We start from the raw sequence: 15,623 nt of genomic DNA, 5'->3' as shown, positions 1-15,623 counted from the left end.
ACACATCCTGCGCCGTTTGTAGCCGGATGAGCGCAGCGATATCCGGGCTACGATAATCTAGGCCGAACGTTCCATGGCCGCCGGCAGGAACGAGCCCGCTTGCGCCATCTCCCATGCATCGCGAAAGCGCTTGTCGCCGGTGCCATCGACCAGCTCGTTGTGGCGCAACGCCGGATACATCCGCGTGAAGGACAGGACGTCGGTACTGGAGGCGCGGTGCGAGAAATGGATCGGGCGAATATCCTGCGGATGAGCGAGCCCGGCTGCCGCGATCAGCTCAGCCAGCGCATGCAACGTCGCCTCGTGATAGTTGTAAACGCGATCGGTCTTCTGTGGCACGGCAAGGGCGCGATTGCGCGTCGGGTCCTGCGTCGTGACGCCGGTCGGGCAACGATCGGTGTGGCAGCTGAGTGACTGGATGCAGCCCAGTGCGAACATGAAGCCGCGCGCCGAATTGCACCAGTCGGCGCCGAGCGCCATCGCGCGGGCGATATCGAAGGCTGTCGCAATCTTGCCGGAGGCGCCAATCTTGATACGGTCACGCGCGCCGATGCCGATCAGCGCATTGTGCACGAAGTTGACGCCCTCGCGCATCGGCATGCCCAGATGATCCATGAACTCCAGCGGCGCCGCGCCCGTGCCGCCTTCATTGCCATCGATCACGATGAAATCCGGATAGATGCCGGTCTGCAGCATCGCCTTGCAGATCGCGAGGAATTCCCAGGGATGACCGATGCACAGCTTGAAGCCGGCGGGCTTACCGCCGGATAGACGGCGCATCTTGTCGATGAACTCCATCATCTCGATCGGTGTTGAAAACGCCTTATGATAGGCCGGCGAGATACAGTCCTCACCCATGGCGACGCCGCGGATGCGCGAGATCTCTTCCGACACTTTTGCCGCTGGCAACACGCCGCCGTGGCCCGGCTTTGCGCCCTGGCTGATCTTGAGCTCGACCATCTTGATCTGATCGTTGACGGCAAGCTTCGCGAAGGCGTCGGGATCGAAGTTGCCATCACGCGTGCGGCAACCAAAATAGCCGGAGCCGACCTCCCAGATCAGATCGCCGCCGTTCTCCTGATGATACGGACTGACGCCGCCTTCTCCAGTGTCATGCGCGAATTCACCACGCTTGGCGCCAGCATTCAGCGCGCGGATCGCATTGGGGCTGAGTGCACCAAAGCTCATAGCCGAGATGTTCAGTACCGAGGCCGAATAAGGCTTGAGGCAATCCGGGCCGCCGATGGTGATGCGGAACTGCTCAGTCGCATGCGGCCGCGGCGCGACCGAATGGTGCATCCACTCATAGCCCTCTTCGTAGACGTTCTTCTGGGTGCCGAAGGGACGTTTGTCGAGCACCATCTTGGCACGCTGATAGACCACCGCGCGCGTGTCGCGGCTGAAAGGCATGCCATCCTTTTCGCTCTCGAAGAAATACTGCCGCATCTCCGGACGGATTTCTTCGAGCAGGAAGCGGATATGCGCCGAGATCGGATAGTTGCGCAGAACCGCATGGTCCTTCTGCAGCACGTCGTGAATGCCGAGCATGGTCAGGCCGCCGAAGACGATGACCGGGATGACAACGAGAGGGATGACTTTCGGGTCGTGAATGCCAATGCCGACCAGCAGCAAGGTGGCGACACTGCAGATCGTCAAAACGATGAAGCGCGGCGAGAGGGGAAGCATCAACGTTTCCATAAAAATCCTGCCTGACATGAATGGCGCTAGCGTTACACAGACCCGATGACGCAAACATCACAAGCGCGTTGCCGCAGAGCATCGCGCCAGAGTGCCCAATCTATCGCGCCACGCTCAATGAATCGTTGCAAAAAGCGAGGGCCCCAGACGACAAAACCCGCGCCGGAGCGCGGGTTTTGCAGTGCAGTGAATTTTGATGGTCTCGGGCTGCCTTAGCGCTCGACGAACGCCTTCTCGATCACGAAGTGGCCCGGCTTTGAGCCGCTGCCTTCGATGAAATCGCGCTCTTCGAACATGATCTTGAGATCTTCGAGCATGCTCGGGCTGCCGCACAGCATGATGCGGTCGGTCTCGATAGAAAGCGGGCCCTGGCCGATGTCGTTGAACAGCTGCGACGACGCGATCAGGTCCGTGATCCGGCCGCGGTTGCGGAACGGCTCGCGAGTGACCGTCGGGTAATAGGTGAACTTGTCCTTCATCAGTTCGCCGAACAGCTCGTCCTCGGCCAGCTTGGCGACCAGGCGCTCGCCATAAGCGAGCTCGGAAACCTGGCGGCAGCCATGCACGAGCACCACATGCTCGTAGCGCTCATAGACGTCGGGGTCCTTGATCAGGCTGGCGAAGGGCGCGAGGCCGGTGCCGGTGGAGAGCATCAGCAGGCGTTTACCGGGCAAAAGATTGTCGGTGATCAGCGTACCGACGGCCTTCCGGCCGACCAGGATAGTGTCGCCTTCCTTGATCTTCTGCAGGCGCGAGGTCAGCGGACCATCCGGCACCTTGATGCTGAAGAATTCCAGCTCTTCCTCGTGGTTCGCACTGGCCATCGAATAGGCGCGCAACAGCGGCTTGCCGTCGACTTCCAGGCCGATCATGGCGAACTGGCCGTTCTGGAAGCGGAAGGAGGTGTCGCGGGTGGCTTTGAAGCTGAAAAGTGTATCGGTCCAATGCTGGACAGAAAGAACTTTCTCTCTGTGAAAGGCGCTCATGAGATTTGATTTTCCAGTGCGGGCTTTTTTAGAACAAGTCCATTGTTTGCCGCGTCACGATGCCGAGAAACCATTGCGGCTATTGGCTAATTTTGGTTCTCGCAGCTGCGAATGACAATTAGTCAAAGTAGCCATGAAGTGCAATTGCGGACTGAGGGAGGCGGTCGATTAATTTCCAAAGCAGGTTACCCATGCAGCAGCAGCCCATCTGGCCGCGACATTAAATTACCCGATATGGGAGGTTTCGTTCAGTTTCTTGCCGGACACCGTTAATGGTATCCGGCTGGATCGCGTGATCCCGATCCGGTAGTTTCCGGCCACCTCGTTAAAGTCGTCGCAGGCGGCTTTTCGTTCAATCGTCGGCCTGGTCCTTAATGACATCCCTTCGCGACATCCGGGCCGGAAAGCCCCCATCCTATCCCGACCAGTCGATCTATGCCGAATACGCTTGCCGCCAGTTCGGGCTGGATTTCGCCGACGTCGATGGCGGAACGGGTCTGATCTTCACCGTTGGCCGCAATGGCAGGAGCGCATCCTTCGGCGCCGGACGCGGCTCGTTCTTTCCGCAGAACAACGCCACGGCTGCGACGCTGGCGAATGACAAGTATTTCGCCAATGTGCTGATGGAGCGCGCTGGCGTCCCGACTTTGGGCGGGAAATACTTCTTCCTGCATGAGCGTTATCGCGCCCATCGCCCGCCCGGCCACGAACATGCCGACGCCGTCTGGCATTTCGCCGAACTCGGCGACCGGGCCTTCATCAAACCGCTGATGGGATCGCGCGGCGACTTTGCGGAGATCGTCACGGGCGGCGACGCGCTCATGGCCTATCTCAGGCAGGTCGCGCAGTATTATGACGCGATCCTGATGCAGCGCATCTATACCGGCCAGGAATATCGCGTGTTCATCCTCGACGACGAGGTCGTGTATTGCGCGCAGAAGACGGCGCCCTTTGTGACCGGCGACGGCAAGGTGACGCTCAGGCAATTGATCGCCGCGGAGACGTCTACGCTGGACCGCCACGGGATTTCGTCGGTCACGTCAGGTCTCGATGACGCCTCCCTCGATCGCGTGCTGCCATACGGCGAGCGACGCGCGATTCCTGGCCGGATGAATCGGAGCGCAGGCGGCAGCATGAGCTTTGCGGCGCCGGGTAACGAGACTGTCGCTTTTGCGATGGCGCTGCAGGCCGCCAAGGCGCTCGGCCTGCGCGCTGGCGCGGTCGACCTGTTTACAGATATCGACGGAGATGCTGCGGCCTTGCGCGTGATCGAGGTCAATGCCAATCCGTCGATCCGCTTTCTCGAAGACAGCGGCCGTGAGGACCTGATCCTGCGCATCTGGCGGCATACATTCACGGCGATCGGCCTGCTCGATGTTTAACCTGCCCAAATATGGCGACGGCCTCTGCTTCGCCCGGCTGGCGATGCTGCTCGACGCGCTGTCCATCGACCGTGTCAGGCTGCGCAAACATTCCGTCGTCGTCGCCGGCTCCAACGGCAAGGGCTCGACGGCCGCATTCTGCGCCAGCATCGGACGCGCTTTCGGCCTGCGGACGGGCTTGTTCACGTCACCGCACCTCTATCGCTTCAATGAGCGCTTCCAGATCGACGGCGTCCCCGTCGATGACGAGTTGCTCGAAGCCCTCGTCCTGCGCGTGGCTACGGCCATCGCAGATCTCAAGCAGCACACGCTGCATGAGACCTTCGGTGCCTTCGAGGCGCAGTTCGCGCTGGCCTGCCTGTATTTCCAGGAGACCGAATGCGAATTCGCCGTGTTCGAAGCGGGCATCGGCGGACGCTACGATCCGGTTCGGCTGGTCGGCGCCGACATCACCTGCGTCACCTCGGTCGATCTCGAACACGTCAACCTGCTCGGCAACTCGCTGGAGCTGATCGCCTGCGACAAGAGCGATGCCTGTATCTCGGGCGGCACCGTCGTCTACGGCGAGAACTGCCTGCCCATGCGCGGCAATCTCGCCGAGTACAATCGCAACCGCAACGTCACCGGCCTGCATATCGGCGACGAGATCACGATCAGTAACGTCTTTGCATCAGCCAAGGCCCAGGCCTTCAACTGCCGGCTGGGCGCATTCGATCTGCGCGCGCTCGAACTCATGCTGGCCGGCGAATTCCAGCTCAACAATGCTGCCATTGCGGCTGCGCTGTTCATTCTCTGGATGCAGCGCATGCATCCGGATGCGACCACCAGCGCCATCGATCTCGCGGTCCGGACCGGACTGCGCGATACCAAATGGCCAGGACGGCTCGAGATCGTTCAGCGCGATCCCCTGACCGTCATCGATGTCGGCCATACGCCTGATGGCGTGGCACAGGCCCTGAAGAGCCTTCGCGCCATCCATGGCGATGACAACTGGTTGCTGGTGCTCGGCGTGTCCGGCGACAAGAATGTCGACGATATCGCCAAGCATCTCGCCCCCGTCTTCGATACGATCGTGTGCACCCGCGCCTATCACAAGGGCGCAGACGCGCGCGTGGTCGGCGCTGCAGCGCGCAAGGCTCATCCGGCGGCGCGCATTCATGTGGCCAATGCCATGGAAGACGCGGTGCGCCTCAGCCAGCAACTGGCTCGCGCCGTGCCGCGCAAGATCTATGTGGCGGGCGGACTGTTCGCGGCGATCGAATACGCAACGGTGCTGCGCGGCGGCAAGGCGCAGGATCTGGTGTTTTTCTGAGATCTCACGTTCGTCATTCCGGGGCGTGGCCGGCACTCGCCGGGCGCGAACCCGGAATCTCGACATGAGAATCTCCGGAGAGCCAAACACACCGGGATTCCGGGTTCGCGTGCAGCTAACGCTGCCCGCGCCCCGGAATGACAGTGTATGGCTAATTCGTCCCGCCCGCTGAATCGTCCAGCACCTTGAAGCTCTCTTCCAGCTGCGGCGAGATCGAAACGCCCATGCGCTCGCCGGTCGGCAGGCGGGCGACGAACCATTTGTTGTAGAGCGGGATCAGATCACGATTGGAGCCGAGCCGGCGAAACGCACGTTCGACGACAGCCGCAAGCTGCGGCTCACCCTTACGAAACATGATGCCGTAGGGATCATAGGACAGGTAATCGCCGACCACGCGGAACTTGTCCTGCGATTTGTGCCGCGCGATCAGGCCCGACAGCAGGATATCGTCGGTCGCGAAGGCATCGGCCTTGCCGTCGACCAGCATCTGATAGCTCTGCTCGTGATCGGGCGAGACCACGATGTTGAGACCGAGATTGAATTTCTTGTCGACCGCATGCATCGCCTGTTCGTTGGTGGTGCCTTTGGTAACGACGATGGTCTTGCCCTTGAAGTCGGTCGGCGCGGTACCCGTGGTGGTTTTCGGCACCATCAGCTTGGTGCCGGCGACGAACATCAGCGGCGAGAACGCAACCTGCTTGCGCCGTTCGGCATTGGCCGTGGTCGAGCCGCATTCGAGATCGATCTTGCCGTCGACCACGGCGGGAATGCGATCGTCCGACGTTACTTTTACATATTCGATCTTGAGCTGGGGATCGTCGACCTCGATGCCGATATCCTCGACGATGGCCTCGCAGAGTTCGAGACTGTAGCCGATCGGCCGGCCCGCCTGATCGAGAAACGAGAACGGCGGCGAGCTTTCGCGGTAGCCGAGTTTGACCACATGCGCCTTCTTGATCGCCGCCAGCGTCGGGCTAAGCCCTTCCGCAGGCGCTTGCGCCTGCGCAGTCGTCGCCAGCAGCAAAGCTGCCAGAAGCCCGGTGATCGAACCGGTCAGATAGTAGCGCATCACGCACCTCAACCATGTCCGAGGGCGGGGATTTCTCCGGGAATCATGTCGCCAGGCACCACATCGTCGGGGCCGAGCTCATGTTCGGGCGCGAGTTCGCCTTCCCATTTCGCGACCACCGCCGTGGCCAGCGAATTGCCGATCACATTGGTGGCGCTGCGGCCCATATCGAGGAACGTATCGATACCCATGATCATCAACAGGCCCGCTTCGGGAATGTTGAACTGGCTGAGCGTCGACGCGATCACCACCAGCGAGGCGCGCGGCACGCCGGCCACGCCTTTCGAGGTGATCATCAGCGTTGCCAGCATCGCGAGCTGCGTGCCGAGCGACATCTCGATGTGATAGGTCTGCGCGATGAAGATGCTGGCGAAGGTGCAGTACATCATCGTGCCGTCGAGATTGAATGAATAGCCCAGCGGCAGCACAAAACTGGAGATGCGCGACGAGGCGCCGAAGCGGTTAAGACCTTCCAGCGTCTTCGGATAGGCCGCTTCCGAACTCGCGGTGGAGAAGGCGATCATCAGCGGCTCGCGGATCAGCCGCAGCAGATGGCTGTAGCGCGGCCCGATGACGATGAAGCCGACCACCACGAGAATGCCCCACAGGATCGCCAGCGACAGATAGAAGCCGCCCATGAAGACGATCAGCTTCCACAACACGCCCAGGCCATTCTTGGACACCGTCGCCATGATCGCCGCCCAGACCGCGAGCGGTGCGAACAACATCACATAGCCGGTGACCTTCAGCATGATGTGACCGAGGTCATCGATCAGCTGCAGCATCGGCTTGGAGCGTTCCGGCATGGCGCCCATCGCAACTGCGAAGAACACTGCAAAGATGACGATCTGCAGGATCTCGTTCTGCGCCATCGCGTCCGCGATGGAGGTCGGGATCAGATGGGTGAGGAATTTCTCGATCGAGAAAGCCGACACCGGCAAGCCCGTCGACTGGCCTGCGGCCGGCAGCGTTCCCGGAAAATTTGCGCCCGGCTGCAACAGGTTGACCATCACCAGGCCGAGCAGCAGCGAGATGAAGGAGGCGCTGACGAACCAGCCCATGGTCTTGGCGAAGATGCGGCCGAGCTTGGAGCCCGAGCCCATATGGGCGATGCCGCCGACCAGCGTGGCGAAGACCAGGGGCGCGATAATCATCTTGATCAGGCGCAAGAACAACATCGCGATCAGATTGACGTCGGCCGCGATCTCACCGCGGCTATCGGGCAAATAGTTGAAAACCAGCGAGCCCATCACGATGCCAAGCGCCATCGCGATCAGAATGTATTGCGTAAACCTGTTCGACATACCGACCCCCGTTACACATTCCCAACTGCGACAGTCTGTCATATTGATCAGAGCGCGCAACAAGCTTCGTCAGCCACGTACCGTTTCGGTATCATCAGGCGGCAAATAGCCGTTGTGGAATGCCGCGCTGCCGCATAGCGTCATCGCCAACTACAAAAACTGTGCAGCCTGATTGTTTTGTACGCGGCGACTGCAACAAGTTTCGACAAAGGAAGAAACAGGGAGACAACGGCCATGACCGACACCGTCAATCATCAGGTGCTGCTCGTCGAAAAGCCCACAGGAAAATTGGGGCCCGAGCATTTCAAACTATCAAAGGGACAGATTCCCGAGCCGAAGGATGGCGAAGCGCTGCTGCGCGTGCGTTACATCTCGCTCGATGCCGCCAATCGCGCATGGATGCATGGCGCGACCTATCGCGCGGCGGTCGAGGCCAATACGGTGATGGCGGGCGGCGGCATTGCCGAAGTCGTGTCGTCGAAGTCGCCTGCGCTGAAGCCGGGTGACATCGTGTTCGGCGACACCGGCTGGCAGAATTACGCGGCGGTGCCGGCCAAGCATCTCAACAAGATGCCATCAATGGAGCCGATGACGCATCTGCTCAGCGTCTATGGCATCGCCGGACTTACAGCCTATTTCGGCCTGCTGGACGTCGGCAAGCCCAAGGCGGGCGAGACCGTCGTCGTCTCGGCGGCGGCCGGTTCGGTCGGCTCCATCGTCGGCCAGATTGCCAAGATCAAGGGCTGCCGGGTGATCGGCATCGCCGGCGGCAAGGACAAATGCGACTGGCTGACCAAAGAACTCGGCTTCGATGCCGCGGTGGACTACAAGGACGGCGCGGTGTTCAAGGCGCTGAAGGCGGCTGCGCCGGGTGGCATCGACGTCTACTTCGACAATGTCGGCGGTGACATTCTCGAGGCTTGTCTCGCACAAATGAATCTCAACGGCCGCATCGCCTGCTGCGGCGCCATCTCGCAATATGACGGCGCGCCCTCGGCGACCGGCCCACGCGGCGTGCCCGGTCTGATCGTGGTGAAACGCCTGATCATGCAGGGCTTCATCGTGATGGACTATATGAACCAGCGCGAAAAGGCTTTGACCGATCTGCAGTCCTGGGTCGCCGCCGGCAAGCTCAAGGTGCAGGAAGACGTCATCGACGGGCTGGAGAACACGCCGCAGGCACTGATCGGTCTGCTGGCCGGTGAGAACCGGGGCAAGCGGATGGTGAAGGTGTAGGGAGATCGTGTAGCGGGGCTTCTCTCTTATCCCTCCCCCTTGCGGGGAGGGTGGCCGGCCGCTTGGCCGGTCGGGTGGGGGTGCCACAAGCGACGCTCTCACGTGGGGCACCCCCACCCCGGCCTCCAATTCGTCGATGCTCCGCATCGCCTCGTTCGGCCGACCCTCCCCGCAAGGGGGAGGGATGCCTCTAACGCCTGTGCGTCATTGCGGATTCAACTGTCAAACAGCCACTGCTCTTCAGACATGCGTTATCACCCCCATTATTTGCGGCGCGGGGGCGCCGTCGTGTCTTGCATTCCCGCCCTCTGTTGAGAGGGCGTGCGGAACGCCGGGTGCCCGTTGCACCCTTGGGCCTGATGCTAATGCGGTCTTCCGCAATTTAGAGTGCATCAGGACTTTCGGAGGCGCCGAGCCAGTGCCCGACGTTCCGCCTGCGGTGTTTTTTCGGTTGCTTGCACTTTGCCTCAACGAACGCTCCGATCGCGAATTAAAGTCCCAAGGCGATGGGAAGGGAGCCTCAAGCGACTAGGCCGAACGCGTTTCGAGTTGGTCGTCCGTCACACTGTCCAGAGGTCCTTCCATCTCAAGACCGGCCGTCCCCTTGCCAGTGGCAGTGCTGGCGCAGATCCGTCCTGCCCGAAGACAGACGTTCCCCCATGAACCGCGTGACGCCGCATCTCCGGCGTCCACCGCATCCCACCCCGCGAACGTGACGATCGCGATCGCCCCTCTCGGTGGGGCAGGACAATGGGGAATATAAACCTGATGGAGATATTGTCAACGGGATATAGGAATAAATGTTTGGATGCTGTCTTGCCGCCCCATACTGTCATTCCGGGGCGTGGCCGGCACTTGCCGGACGCGAACCCGGAATCTCGACCTGTTCAGCGCCAAACACTCCGGGATTCCGGGTTCGCGCCGGCCCGCTTCGCGGTCCTCTGCGCCCCGGAATGACGAGGGGGTAGCTGACCACTCCGGCAGTCCGGCCCGGGACAACGAGCGACGAGCCATGCAGATTGCGACGCGCCCCAACGCCGCGACGTCCTATCCACCCGCCCCCCGCTTTTGTATGACCTAGCACTCACTCCCTCCAGCCCATCGATATCTCGCAAGAAGGAAAATCCATGACTGATGCGGCGACTGACGCGGCCTATGCTGAACTCGAAGCCGCCGGCTGGAGCATCATGGACGATGACGGGTTCATCCATTTCGTCGGCCCGATGTGGCACCGGGTCGTCGATGGCATCAATGAATTCGCCATTCTTGGCCAGGACAAGCACCGCAACCGCCGCGGCGTGGTTCAGGGCGGGGCAGTGATGACGCTCGCCGACCGGAGCTGCGGCATGGCGGCGCGCGAGGCTGCGGGGGTCGAGGCGCTCGCCACGGTCCAGATGGATACTTATTTCGTCGATGCCGCGCGGATCGGCGACCTGATGATCTCCCGGCCCAAGGTCGTGCGTGCCACCAAGAGCCTGATCTTCATGAGCACCGAGGTCAGTGTGAACGATCACGTGGTCGCCACGGCGCATGGTGTGTTCAAGACGGTCCGCGACCGCACAGATGCCGGGCGCAAGAACGACTGACCTGAGGGCGCCGTGGATTTTCGTCATCTTCACGGATTTTTTTTCGCACGCGGCGGAACGAAAGCGCGATCAGCTCGCTTAGCAAAGACATGCGAACCAAAACAGTTTTTACGCGACCTATATTCGTATTCGATTGATCACGTTTAGACTGACCGATGCTTTCGACCCGAACCATCCCGGCCCTGTGGCCCATGGAACCGGCGATCAAGGTTCAAATCCCATGGCCCAAGACGCTGCCGTAAACGACGCCGCCCTCCCCGCCACCGTCCTGGTCGTCGAGGACGATGTACTGCTGCGCATGTTTGCGGTCGAGATGATCGAGGACGCTGGTTTCCGGGTGATCGAGGCGCCGGATGCAGACGCTGCGATCCGCGTGCTCGAAGCGCGCAACGATATCCGCATCATCTTTACCGATATCGACATGCCCGGCTCGATGAACGGGCTCAAGCTCGCCCATGCGGTCGCCAATCGCTGGCCGCCCATTCGCATCATCGCAACATCAGGCCACTTCAGGATAGGCGAACGCGACCTGCCGGATGGCGGTCGCTTCATTGCCAAACCCTATCGGCAGCACCAGATCATCGGCGCCCTCACCGAATTCGCCAATCCCCGCAGCGCATTCGGCGTCTGATAAGCTCCGTTCGCAATTGCGCTCACGCTTGACGCCTCCACACCGCCCGGTCACCCTCGGTTGCTAGATACCAGCTATCGGCGGGGGCAGGCGATGTGGGCATCACTCAAGAACTTTCTCGATAGTTCCATGTTTGCCCCGCACGGCATTTGTCTGCTGTGGGATCCCGGCCTGATCTGGCTTCACGTCGGCTCGGATGCACTGATCGCCGCGGCCTATTTCTCGATTCCCGTCGTCCTCACGATCTTCGTCTGGAAGCGCCGCGATGTGGAGTTCGGCTGGATCTTCTGGGCCTTCGCGCTCTTCATCATGGCCTGCGGCCTGACCCATGTGATGTCGATCTACACGCTGTGGGTTCCGGCCTATGGCGCCGAAGGAATCCTCAAGGCGATCACGGCCGTCGCTTCGGTCGTCACCGCAGCGATTCTCTGGCCCCTGCTACCGCGGCTACTGGCGATCCCCTCGCCTGCGCAATTGCGCGAAACCGAACTGGCGCTGATCGAGGAAGGCCGGCACCGGCGCGAGGCCGAGGACATGCTGCGCCATACGCAGAAGATGGAAGCGATCGGTCACCTCACCGGCGGTGTCGCCCATGACTTCAACAATCTGCTGACCATCATCATCGGCAATCTCGAAATCGCCGAGCACAGCATCTCGACCTGGACGGAATCGTCACGCGATCGCCTCAGGCGCGTCATTGCCAGCGCGGCCGGCGGCGCGCAACGCGCCGTGGTGCTGACCCAGCGCCTGCTCGCCTTCGCACGCAAGCAGCCGCTCGACCCGAAGACCATCAATGTCAACGGATTGCTCCACGGCATGTCGGACTTCTTCCAGCGCACATTGAGCGAGAATATCGATCTCGAAATCGTCGGCGGCGCCGGGCTGTGGCAGGTCGAGGTCGATCCGAGCCAGATGGAAGCCGCCATCCTCAATCTCGTGGTCAATGCACGCGACGCCATGGCCGGCCAAGACCATCTGAAGATCGGCAAGCTGACGATCGAAACCAGCAACGCTTTCATCGACGAGATCTACGCCCTGCAGCATTCGGATGTCGTCATCGGGCAGTATGTCCTGATCTCGGTGACGGATACCGGACCGGGCATGCCCAAGGACGTGCAGGAGCGCGCGTTCGACCCGTTCTTCACCACCAAGGAGCCCGGACAGGGCACCGGCCTCGGCCTGAGCCAGGTCTACGGCTTCGTCAAGCAATCCGGCGGCCATGTGAAGATCTATAGCGAGGTCGGCGAAGGCACGACCATCAAGGTCTATCTGCCGCGCAGCAGGCAGCATACGGAGCAGGCAAGCGAGATCGAGAGGCGCATCGTCGGCAGCAAGGGCAACGAGACTGTGATGATCGTGGAGGACGATCCGGATGTGCGGTCCTACCTGGTCGAGACGCTGGAAGGTCTCAACTATCAGGTCCGCGAAGCCGGCAATGCCGACGCAGCGCTGGCCGACTTCGCCGACGATCCCGAACCGTTCGACTTGCTGCTGACCGATATCGTGATGCCCGGCATGAACGGGCGACTGCTGGCCGACGAGATGCAAAAGCGGCAGCCGAAGCTGAAAGTGCTGTTCATGACCGGCTATTCGCGCAACGCCATCGTGCATCAGGGCCGGCTTGATCCCGGCGTGTCGCTGCTGCAGAAGCCGATCACGCAAGCGGCGCTCGGCAACAAGGTGCGCGAGATGCTCGACAAGAGATAACGACTACGGGATCCGTCTGACGGACGGGACGACGCCCAGCGTCCGCTCCGGATGCGCCTGACGCCGCATCTCGCTCAGGGCGATGGCGGCACGCGACGTTTCGTGATTCGCGAACCAGAGTTCGAAATCGGGCACCGGCAGCGCAGGCGAATAGACGAAGCCCTGAATAACATCGCAACCGAGTTCGGTGAGAATCCGGCGTTGCCCCTCGGTCTCGACGCCCTCGGCGACCACGATCATGTCGAGACTCTGGCCGACGCGGATGATGGCGCGCGTAATCGCCAGCGCGCTCGCCTCGCTTTCAAGGCCACGCATGAAGCTGCGATCGATCTTCAACTCACGGATCGGCAGATGCGCGAGGCGGCTGAGGCTGGAATAGCCGGTGCCGAAATCATCCATCGACAGCTGCACGCCGGACTTGCGAATTTTCTCCATGGTCTCGACGGCGGTCGAATGCTCGCTCATCACCACGCCTTCGGTGACCTCCAGCATCAGCATGTCCGGCGACAGACCGTTTTCGGCGATCACTTCGCCGACCAGCGTGGCGAGATCGCCATTCTGGAAATTGATCGGCGACAGATTGACCGAGACGCTGGGCACGTCGACGCCATTTTTGCGCCAGGCCGCAACCTGCCGGCAGGCTTCGCGCAGCGACCAGGTGCCGATCAGCTCGATCAGCCCGTATTCTTCCGCGAGCGGGATGAACTTCGATGGCGGCACTTCGCCGAGCACTGGATCGGACCAGCGGGCCAGTGCCTCGACACCGTAAAGGCGACCGTCAGCGCGAACCTGCGGCTGATAGTGAAGCCGCAGCGCATCCTGCACGATGGCATTGCGCAGCGCCGTGCTGAAGGCGAGACGCTCCTCGCTGACGCGGTTCATCTCCGCGCTGAAGAAACGATAGGTCGAGCGGCCGGCCTGCTTGGCCTGATACATCGCCGCATCGGCATGTTTGAGCAGACCGTCGATATCGCCGGCATTGTCGGGATAGATGCTGACGCCGATACTGGCCGATACCGGCACCAGCTTGGCGCCAAGCTGCATCGGCGGCAGCAGTGTCTCGAGCAGGCGGCTGGCGATCAAGGCGGCGCCTTCGACATCGCAATTCGGCAGCACAATAACGAATTCGTCGCCGCCCTGCCGGCTCAGCGTATCGGCCGGCCGGATTTGCCTGCACAGCCGTTGCGTGACCTTGACCAGCAACTCGTCGCCAATGGAATGACCGAGCGTGTCGTTGACGTCCTTGAAGTGATCGATATCGAGGAACATCACGGCAATGCGGTCCCGCGGTTTGCTCTTGTCGATCAGCCCCGTCAGGATCTGGCGCAGCTGCGCGCGGTTCGGCAGGCCGGTCAGCGCATCGAAATAGGCCAGACGCGCGATTTCGCTGCGGGCCTCGTGCCGTTCAATGGCCAGTGCGCACAGATGCACACAGGCATCGACGATGGTCTGATGCCAGCGCGTCGGGCCGCGTACTTCACGGAAATAGAAAGCAAAGGCGCCGATGACGCGGCCGTCCCGCGCCTTGATCGGCGTCGACCAGCAAGCGCGCAGGCCGGCTTCCAGCGGCAGGCTGCTATAGAGCCGCCACCGCGGATCGGTGGCGATATCGGTGGCCAGCACCGCGTGGCCGAGAAAGGCCGCCGCGCCGCAGGACCCGACATCGGGACCGGTGGCAATACCGTCAACAACAGGCGCGAAGGCGGCCGGGAGGCTGGGACCACCGAGTGGATGGAGCCGACCTTCCGCGTCCACATGCAGCACCGACGAGACGATATCAGGCGCGATGGCTTCGACGCGGTGGCAGAGATCACCGATCACATCCACAACCGGCATGTCGTTGGCGAGATTTTCCAGCACATGATGCTGCAGCGAATTGATCTGCTTGCTCTCGGTGATGTCGTCGAGCACCGCGACCAGATGCTCGACCTCACCGGCTTCATTGCGGCCTGCGTTGACCGTGCTTGAGATCCAGATCTCGTGACCGTCCTTGTCATAGACAAGGATATCCTCTTGCCCGTGTCCTTCGGCATCGATCTGCGCGTGAAACCGCTCCAGCGTTTCGTTGTCGGTATACTCTCCCGTCAGCAAATCCCGGGGGTGTTTGCCCATTGCTTCCGCGAGCGTGTATCCGAACAACTCCGTGAAAGCGTCGTTGACATAGACGATGGTCATGTCGCGCTTGGAGACCATCACGACACGGTCGGTCTTTTCGGCAACCAGTGCCATCAGCGCATTTTGCTCGCGGTCACGGACGTCGTCCGTCACGTCGCGGATAAAGTTGATGTAGAGCGTCTTGCCGGCATAATCGACGCGTGAGATCGAGAACGCGCCCCAGGCCTCGCTCCCGTCCTTGCGGCTGATCCTGAACTCGCGGCGGCCCTTGACCGCCGTCCGAGGGTCCATGGCAGACTTTGCCGCGATCACTCCATCGAGATGTTCGCGCACGTCGAGCGGCACAAGGACGCTGACCTGGCGTCCGACGACTTCGTCGCGGTGATATCCCCACATCCGCTCGGCCGCGGCATTGAAGTGTCGGATCTGGTTGTCGATCCCGGTGATCACGACAGCATCGACCGCCCGCTCGAACGCAGAGAACAGCGCCATCGCCTCTTCGCTGGGCTGGCCGACAGGACTTGCAGACATGAAACGACCTTCGATCACAGGAGCCGCGCGAGCACGACGACAACTGTCTTCGTTACAGCGGCAATG

Annotated in this window: 11 protein-coding genes; 6 read left to right on the top strand and 5 right to left on the bottom strand. The window is 61.5% G+C overall.

All coding sequences use genetic code 11. From position 1 onward, the window contains the following. Positions 1-57: 57 nt before the first annotated feature. Together AB8B20_RS23550 and AB8B20_RS23545 are read right to left on the bottom strand one after the other, a co-directional pair. Positions 58-1,698: an FMN-binding glutamate synthase family protein gene (locus AB8B20_RS23550; RefSeq protein ID WP_439073395.1), complete on the bottom strand. Its 1,641-nt coding sequence runs from the start codon at positions 1,696-1,698 to the stop codon at positions 58-60. A gap of 212 nt (positions 1,699-1,910) precedes the next feature. Further along, positions 1,911-2,684: a ferredoxin--NADP reductase gene (locus AB8B20_RS23545; protein ID WP_089266309.1), complete on the bottom strand. Its 774-nt coding sequence runs from the start codon at positions 2,682-2,684 to the stop codon at positions 1,911-1,913. Between the two features lie 374 nt (positions 2,685-3,058). Here AB8B20_RS23545 and AB8B20_RS23540 point away from each other — a divergent pair, with 374 nt between their 5' ends. Together AB8B20_RS23540 and AB8B20_RS23535 are read left to right on the top strand one after the other, a co-directional pair. Then, the gene (locus AB8B20_RS23540; RefSeq protein WP_439073396.1) at positions 3,059-4,066 is read left to right on the top strand and encodes an ATP-grasp domain-containing protein; all 1,008 of its coding nucleotides are present in this window, start codon (positions 3,059-3,061) and stop codon (positions 4,064-4,066) included. Continuing rightward, positions 4,059-5,378 (top strand): bifunctional folylpolyglutamate synthase/dihydrofolate synthase, encoded by a 1,320-nt coding sequence (locus tag AB8B20_RS23535; protein WP_439073397.1) that lies wholly within the window; start codon positions 4,059-4,061, stop codon positions 5,376-5,378. The genes AB8B20_RS23540 and AB8B20_RS23535 overlap by 8 nt, the downstream gene beginning before the upstream one ends. 151 nt (positions 5,379-5,529) lie before the next feature. Here AB8B20_RS23535 and AB8B20_RS23530 read toward each other — a convergent pair whose 3' ends face one another. Both AB8B20_RS23530 and AB8B20_RS23525 read right to left on the bottom strand, forming a co-directional pair. Further along, on the bottom strand, positions 5,530-6,447 hold the full coding sequence (locus AB8B20_RS23530; protein ID WP_439073398.1) for an amino acid ABC transporter substrate-binding protein: 918 nt from the start codon (positions 6,445-6,447) through the stop codon (positions 5,530-5,532). An 8-nt stretch (positions 6,448-6,455) separates the two neighbouring features. Then, complete coding sequence (locus tag AB8B20_RS23525; protein ID WP_089266305.1) at positions 6,456-7,751, bottom strand: dicarboxylate/amino acid:cation symporter; 1,296 nt, start codon at positions 7,749-7,751, stop codon at positions 6,456-6,458. 234 nt (positions 7,752-7,985) lie between these two features. Here AB8B20_RS23525 and AB8B20_RS23520 point away from each other — a divergent pair, with 234 nt between their 5' ends. The 4 genes from AB8B20_RS23520 (at position 7,986) to AB8B20_RS23505 (ending at position 12,911) form a co-directional block, all read left to right on the top strand. Further along, positions 7,986-8,987, top strand: coding sequence for an NADP-dependent oxidoreductase (locus AB8B20_RS23520; RefSeq protein ID WP_120288202.1), 1,002 nt, complete (start codon positions 7,986-7,988; stop codon positions 8,985-8,987). 1,127 nt (positions 8,988-10,114) lie between these two features. Further along, positions 10,115-10,573: a PaaI family thioesterase gene (locus AB8B20_RS23515; protein WP_089266877.1), complete on the top strand. Its 459-nt coding sequence runs from the start codon at positions 10,115-10,117 to the stop codon at positions 10,571-10,573. A gap of 220 nt (positions 10,574-10,793) precedes the next feature. Continuing rightward, a complete protein-coding gene (locus AB8B20_RS23510) occupies positions 10,794-11,204 on the top strand; it encodes a response regulator (RefSeq protein ID WP_439073399.1) in 411 nt (136 codons plus the stop codon). Positions 11,205-11,333: 129 nt separating this feature from the next. Beyond that, positions 11,334-12,911, top strand: coding sequence for an ATP-binding protein (locus AB8B20_RS23505; RefSeq protein WP_439073400.1), 1,578 nt, complete (start codon positions 11,334-11,336; stop codon positions 12,909-12,911). A 3-nt stretch (positions 12,912-12,914) separates the two neighbouring features. Here the strand turns inward: AB8B20_RS23505 and AB8B20_RS23500 are convergent, their stop codons facing one another. Beyond that, positions 12,915-15,557: an EAL domain-containing protein gene (locus tag AB8B20_RS23500; protein WP_439073401.1), complete on the bottom strand. Its 2,643-nt coding sequence runs from the start codon at positions 15,555-15,557 to the stop codon at positions 12,915-12,917. Positions 15,558-15,623 lie beyond the last annotated feature (66 nt).

The sequence above is a fragment of the Tardiphaga sp. 866_E4_N1_4 genome, from assembly GCF_052076075.1.
GTDB classification, from domain to species: domain Bacteria; phylum Pseudomonadota; class Alphaproteobacteria; order Rhizobiales; family Xanthobacteraceae; genus Tardiphaga; species Tardiphaga robiniae.
Note: the sequence above shows the minus strand (reverse complement) of the source record. Positions and strands in the feature narration are given on the sequence as shown.

Bases quoted from the DNA above. Each gene is read 5' to 3' on its own strand.
- AB8B20_RS23510 (WP_439073399.1), top strand. From the start codon at position 10,794: ATGGCCCAAGACGCTGCCGTAAACGACGCCGCCCTCCCCGCCACCGTC.
- AB8B20_RS23550 (WP_439073395.1), bottom strand. From the start codon at position 1,698: ATGGAAACGTTGATGCTTCCCCTCTCGCCGCGCTTCATCGTTTTGACG.
- AB8B20_RS23515 (WP_089266877.1), top strand. From the start codon at position 10,115: ATGACTGATGCGGCGACTGACGCGGCCTATGCTGAACTCGAAGCCGCC.
- AB8B20_RS23530 (WP_439073398.1), bottom strand. From the start codon at position 6,447: ATGCGCTACTATCTGACCGGTTCGATCACCGGGCTTCTGGCAGCTTTG.
- AB8B20_RS23505 (WP_439073400.1), top strand. From the start codon at position 11,334: ATGTTTGCCCCGCACGGCATTTGTCTGCTGTGGGATCCCGGCCTGATC.
- AB8B20_RS23545 (WP_089266309.1), bottom strand. From the start codon at position 2,684: ATGAGCGCCTTTCACAGAGAGAAAGTTCTTTCTGTCCAGCATTGGACC.
- AB8B20_RS23535 (WP_439073397.1), top strand. From the start codon at position 4,059: ATGTTTAACCTGCCCAAATATGGCGACGGCCTCTGCTTCGCCCGGCTG.
- AB8B20_RS23540 (WP_439073396.1), top strand. From the start codon at position 3,059: ATGACATCCCTTCGCGACATCCGGGCCGGAAAGCCCCCATCCTATCCC.
- AB8B20_RS23525 (WP_089266305.1), bottom strand. From the start codon at position 7,751: ATGTCGAACAGGTTTACGCAATACATTCTGATCGCGATGGCGCTTGGC.
- AB8B20_RS23520 (WP_120288202.1), top strand. From the start codon at position 7,986: ATGACCGACACCGTCAATCATCAGGTGCTGCTCGTCGAAAAGCCCACA.
- AB8B20_RS23500 (WP_439073401.1), bottom strand. From the start codon at position 15,557: ATGTCTGCAAGTCCTGTCGGCCAGCCCAGCGAAGAGGCGATGGCGCTG.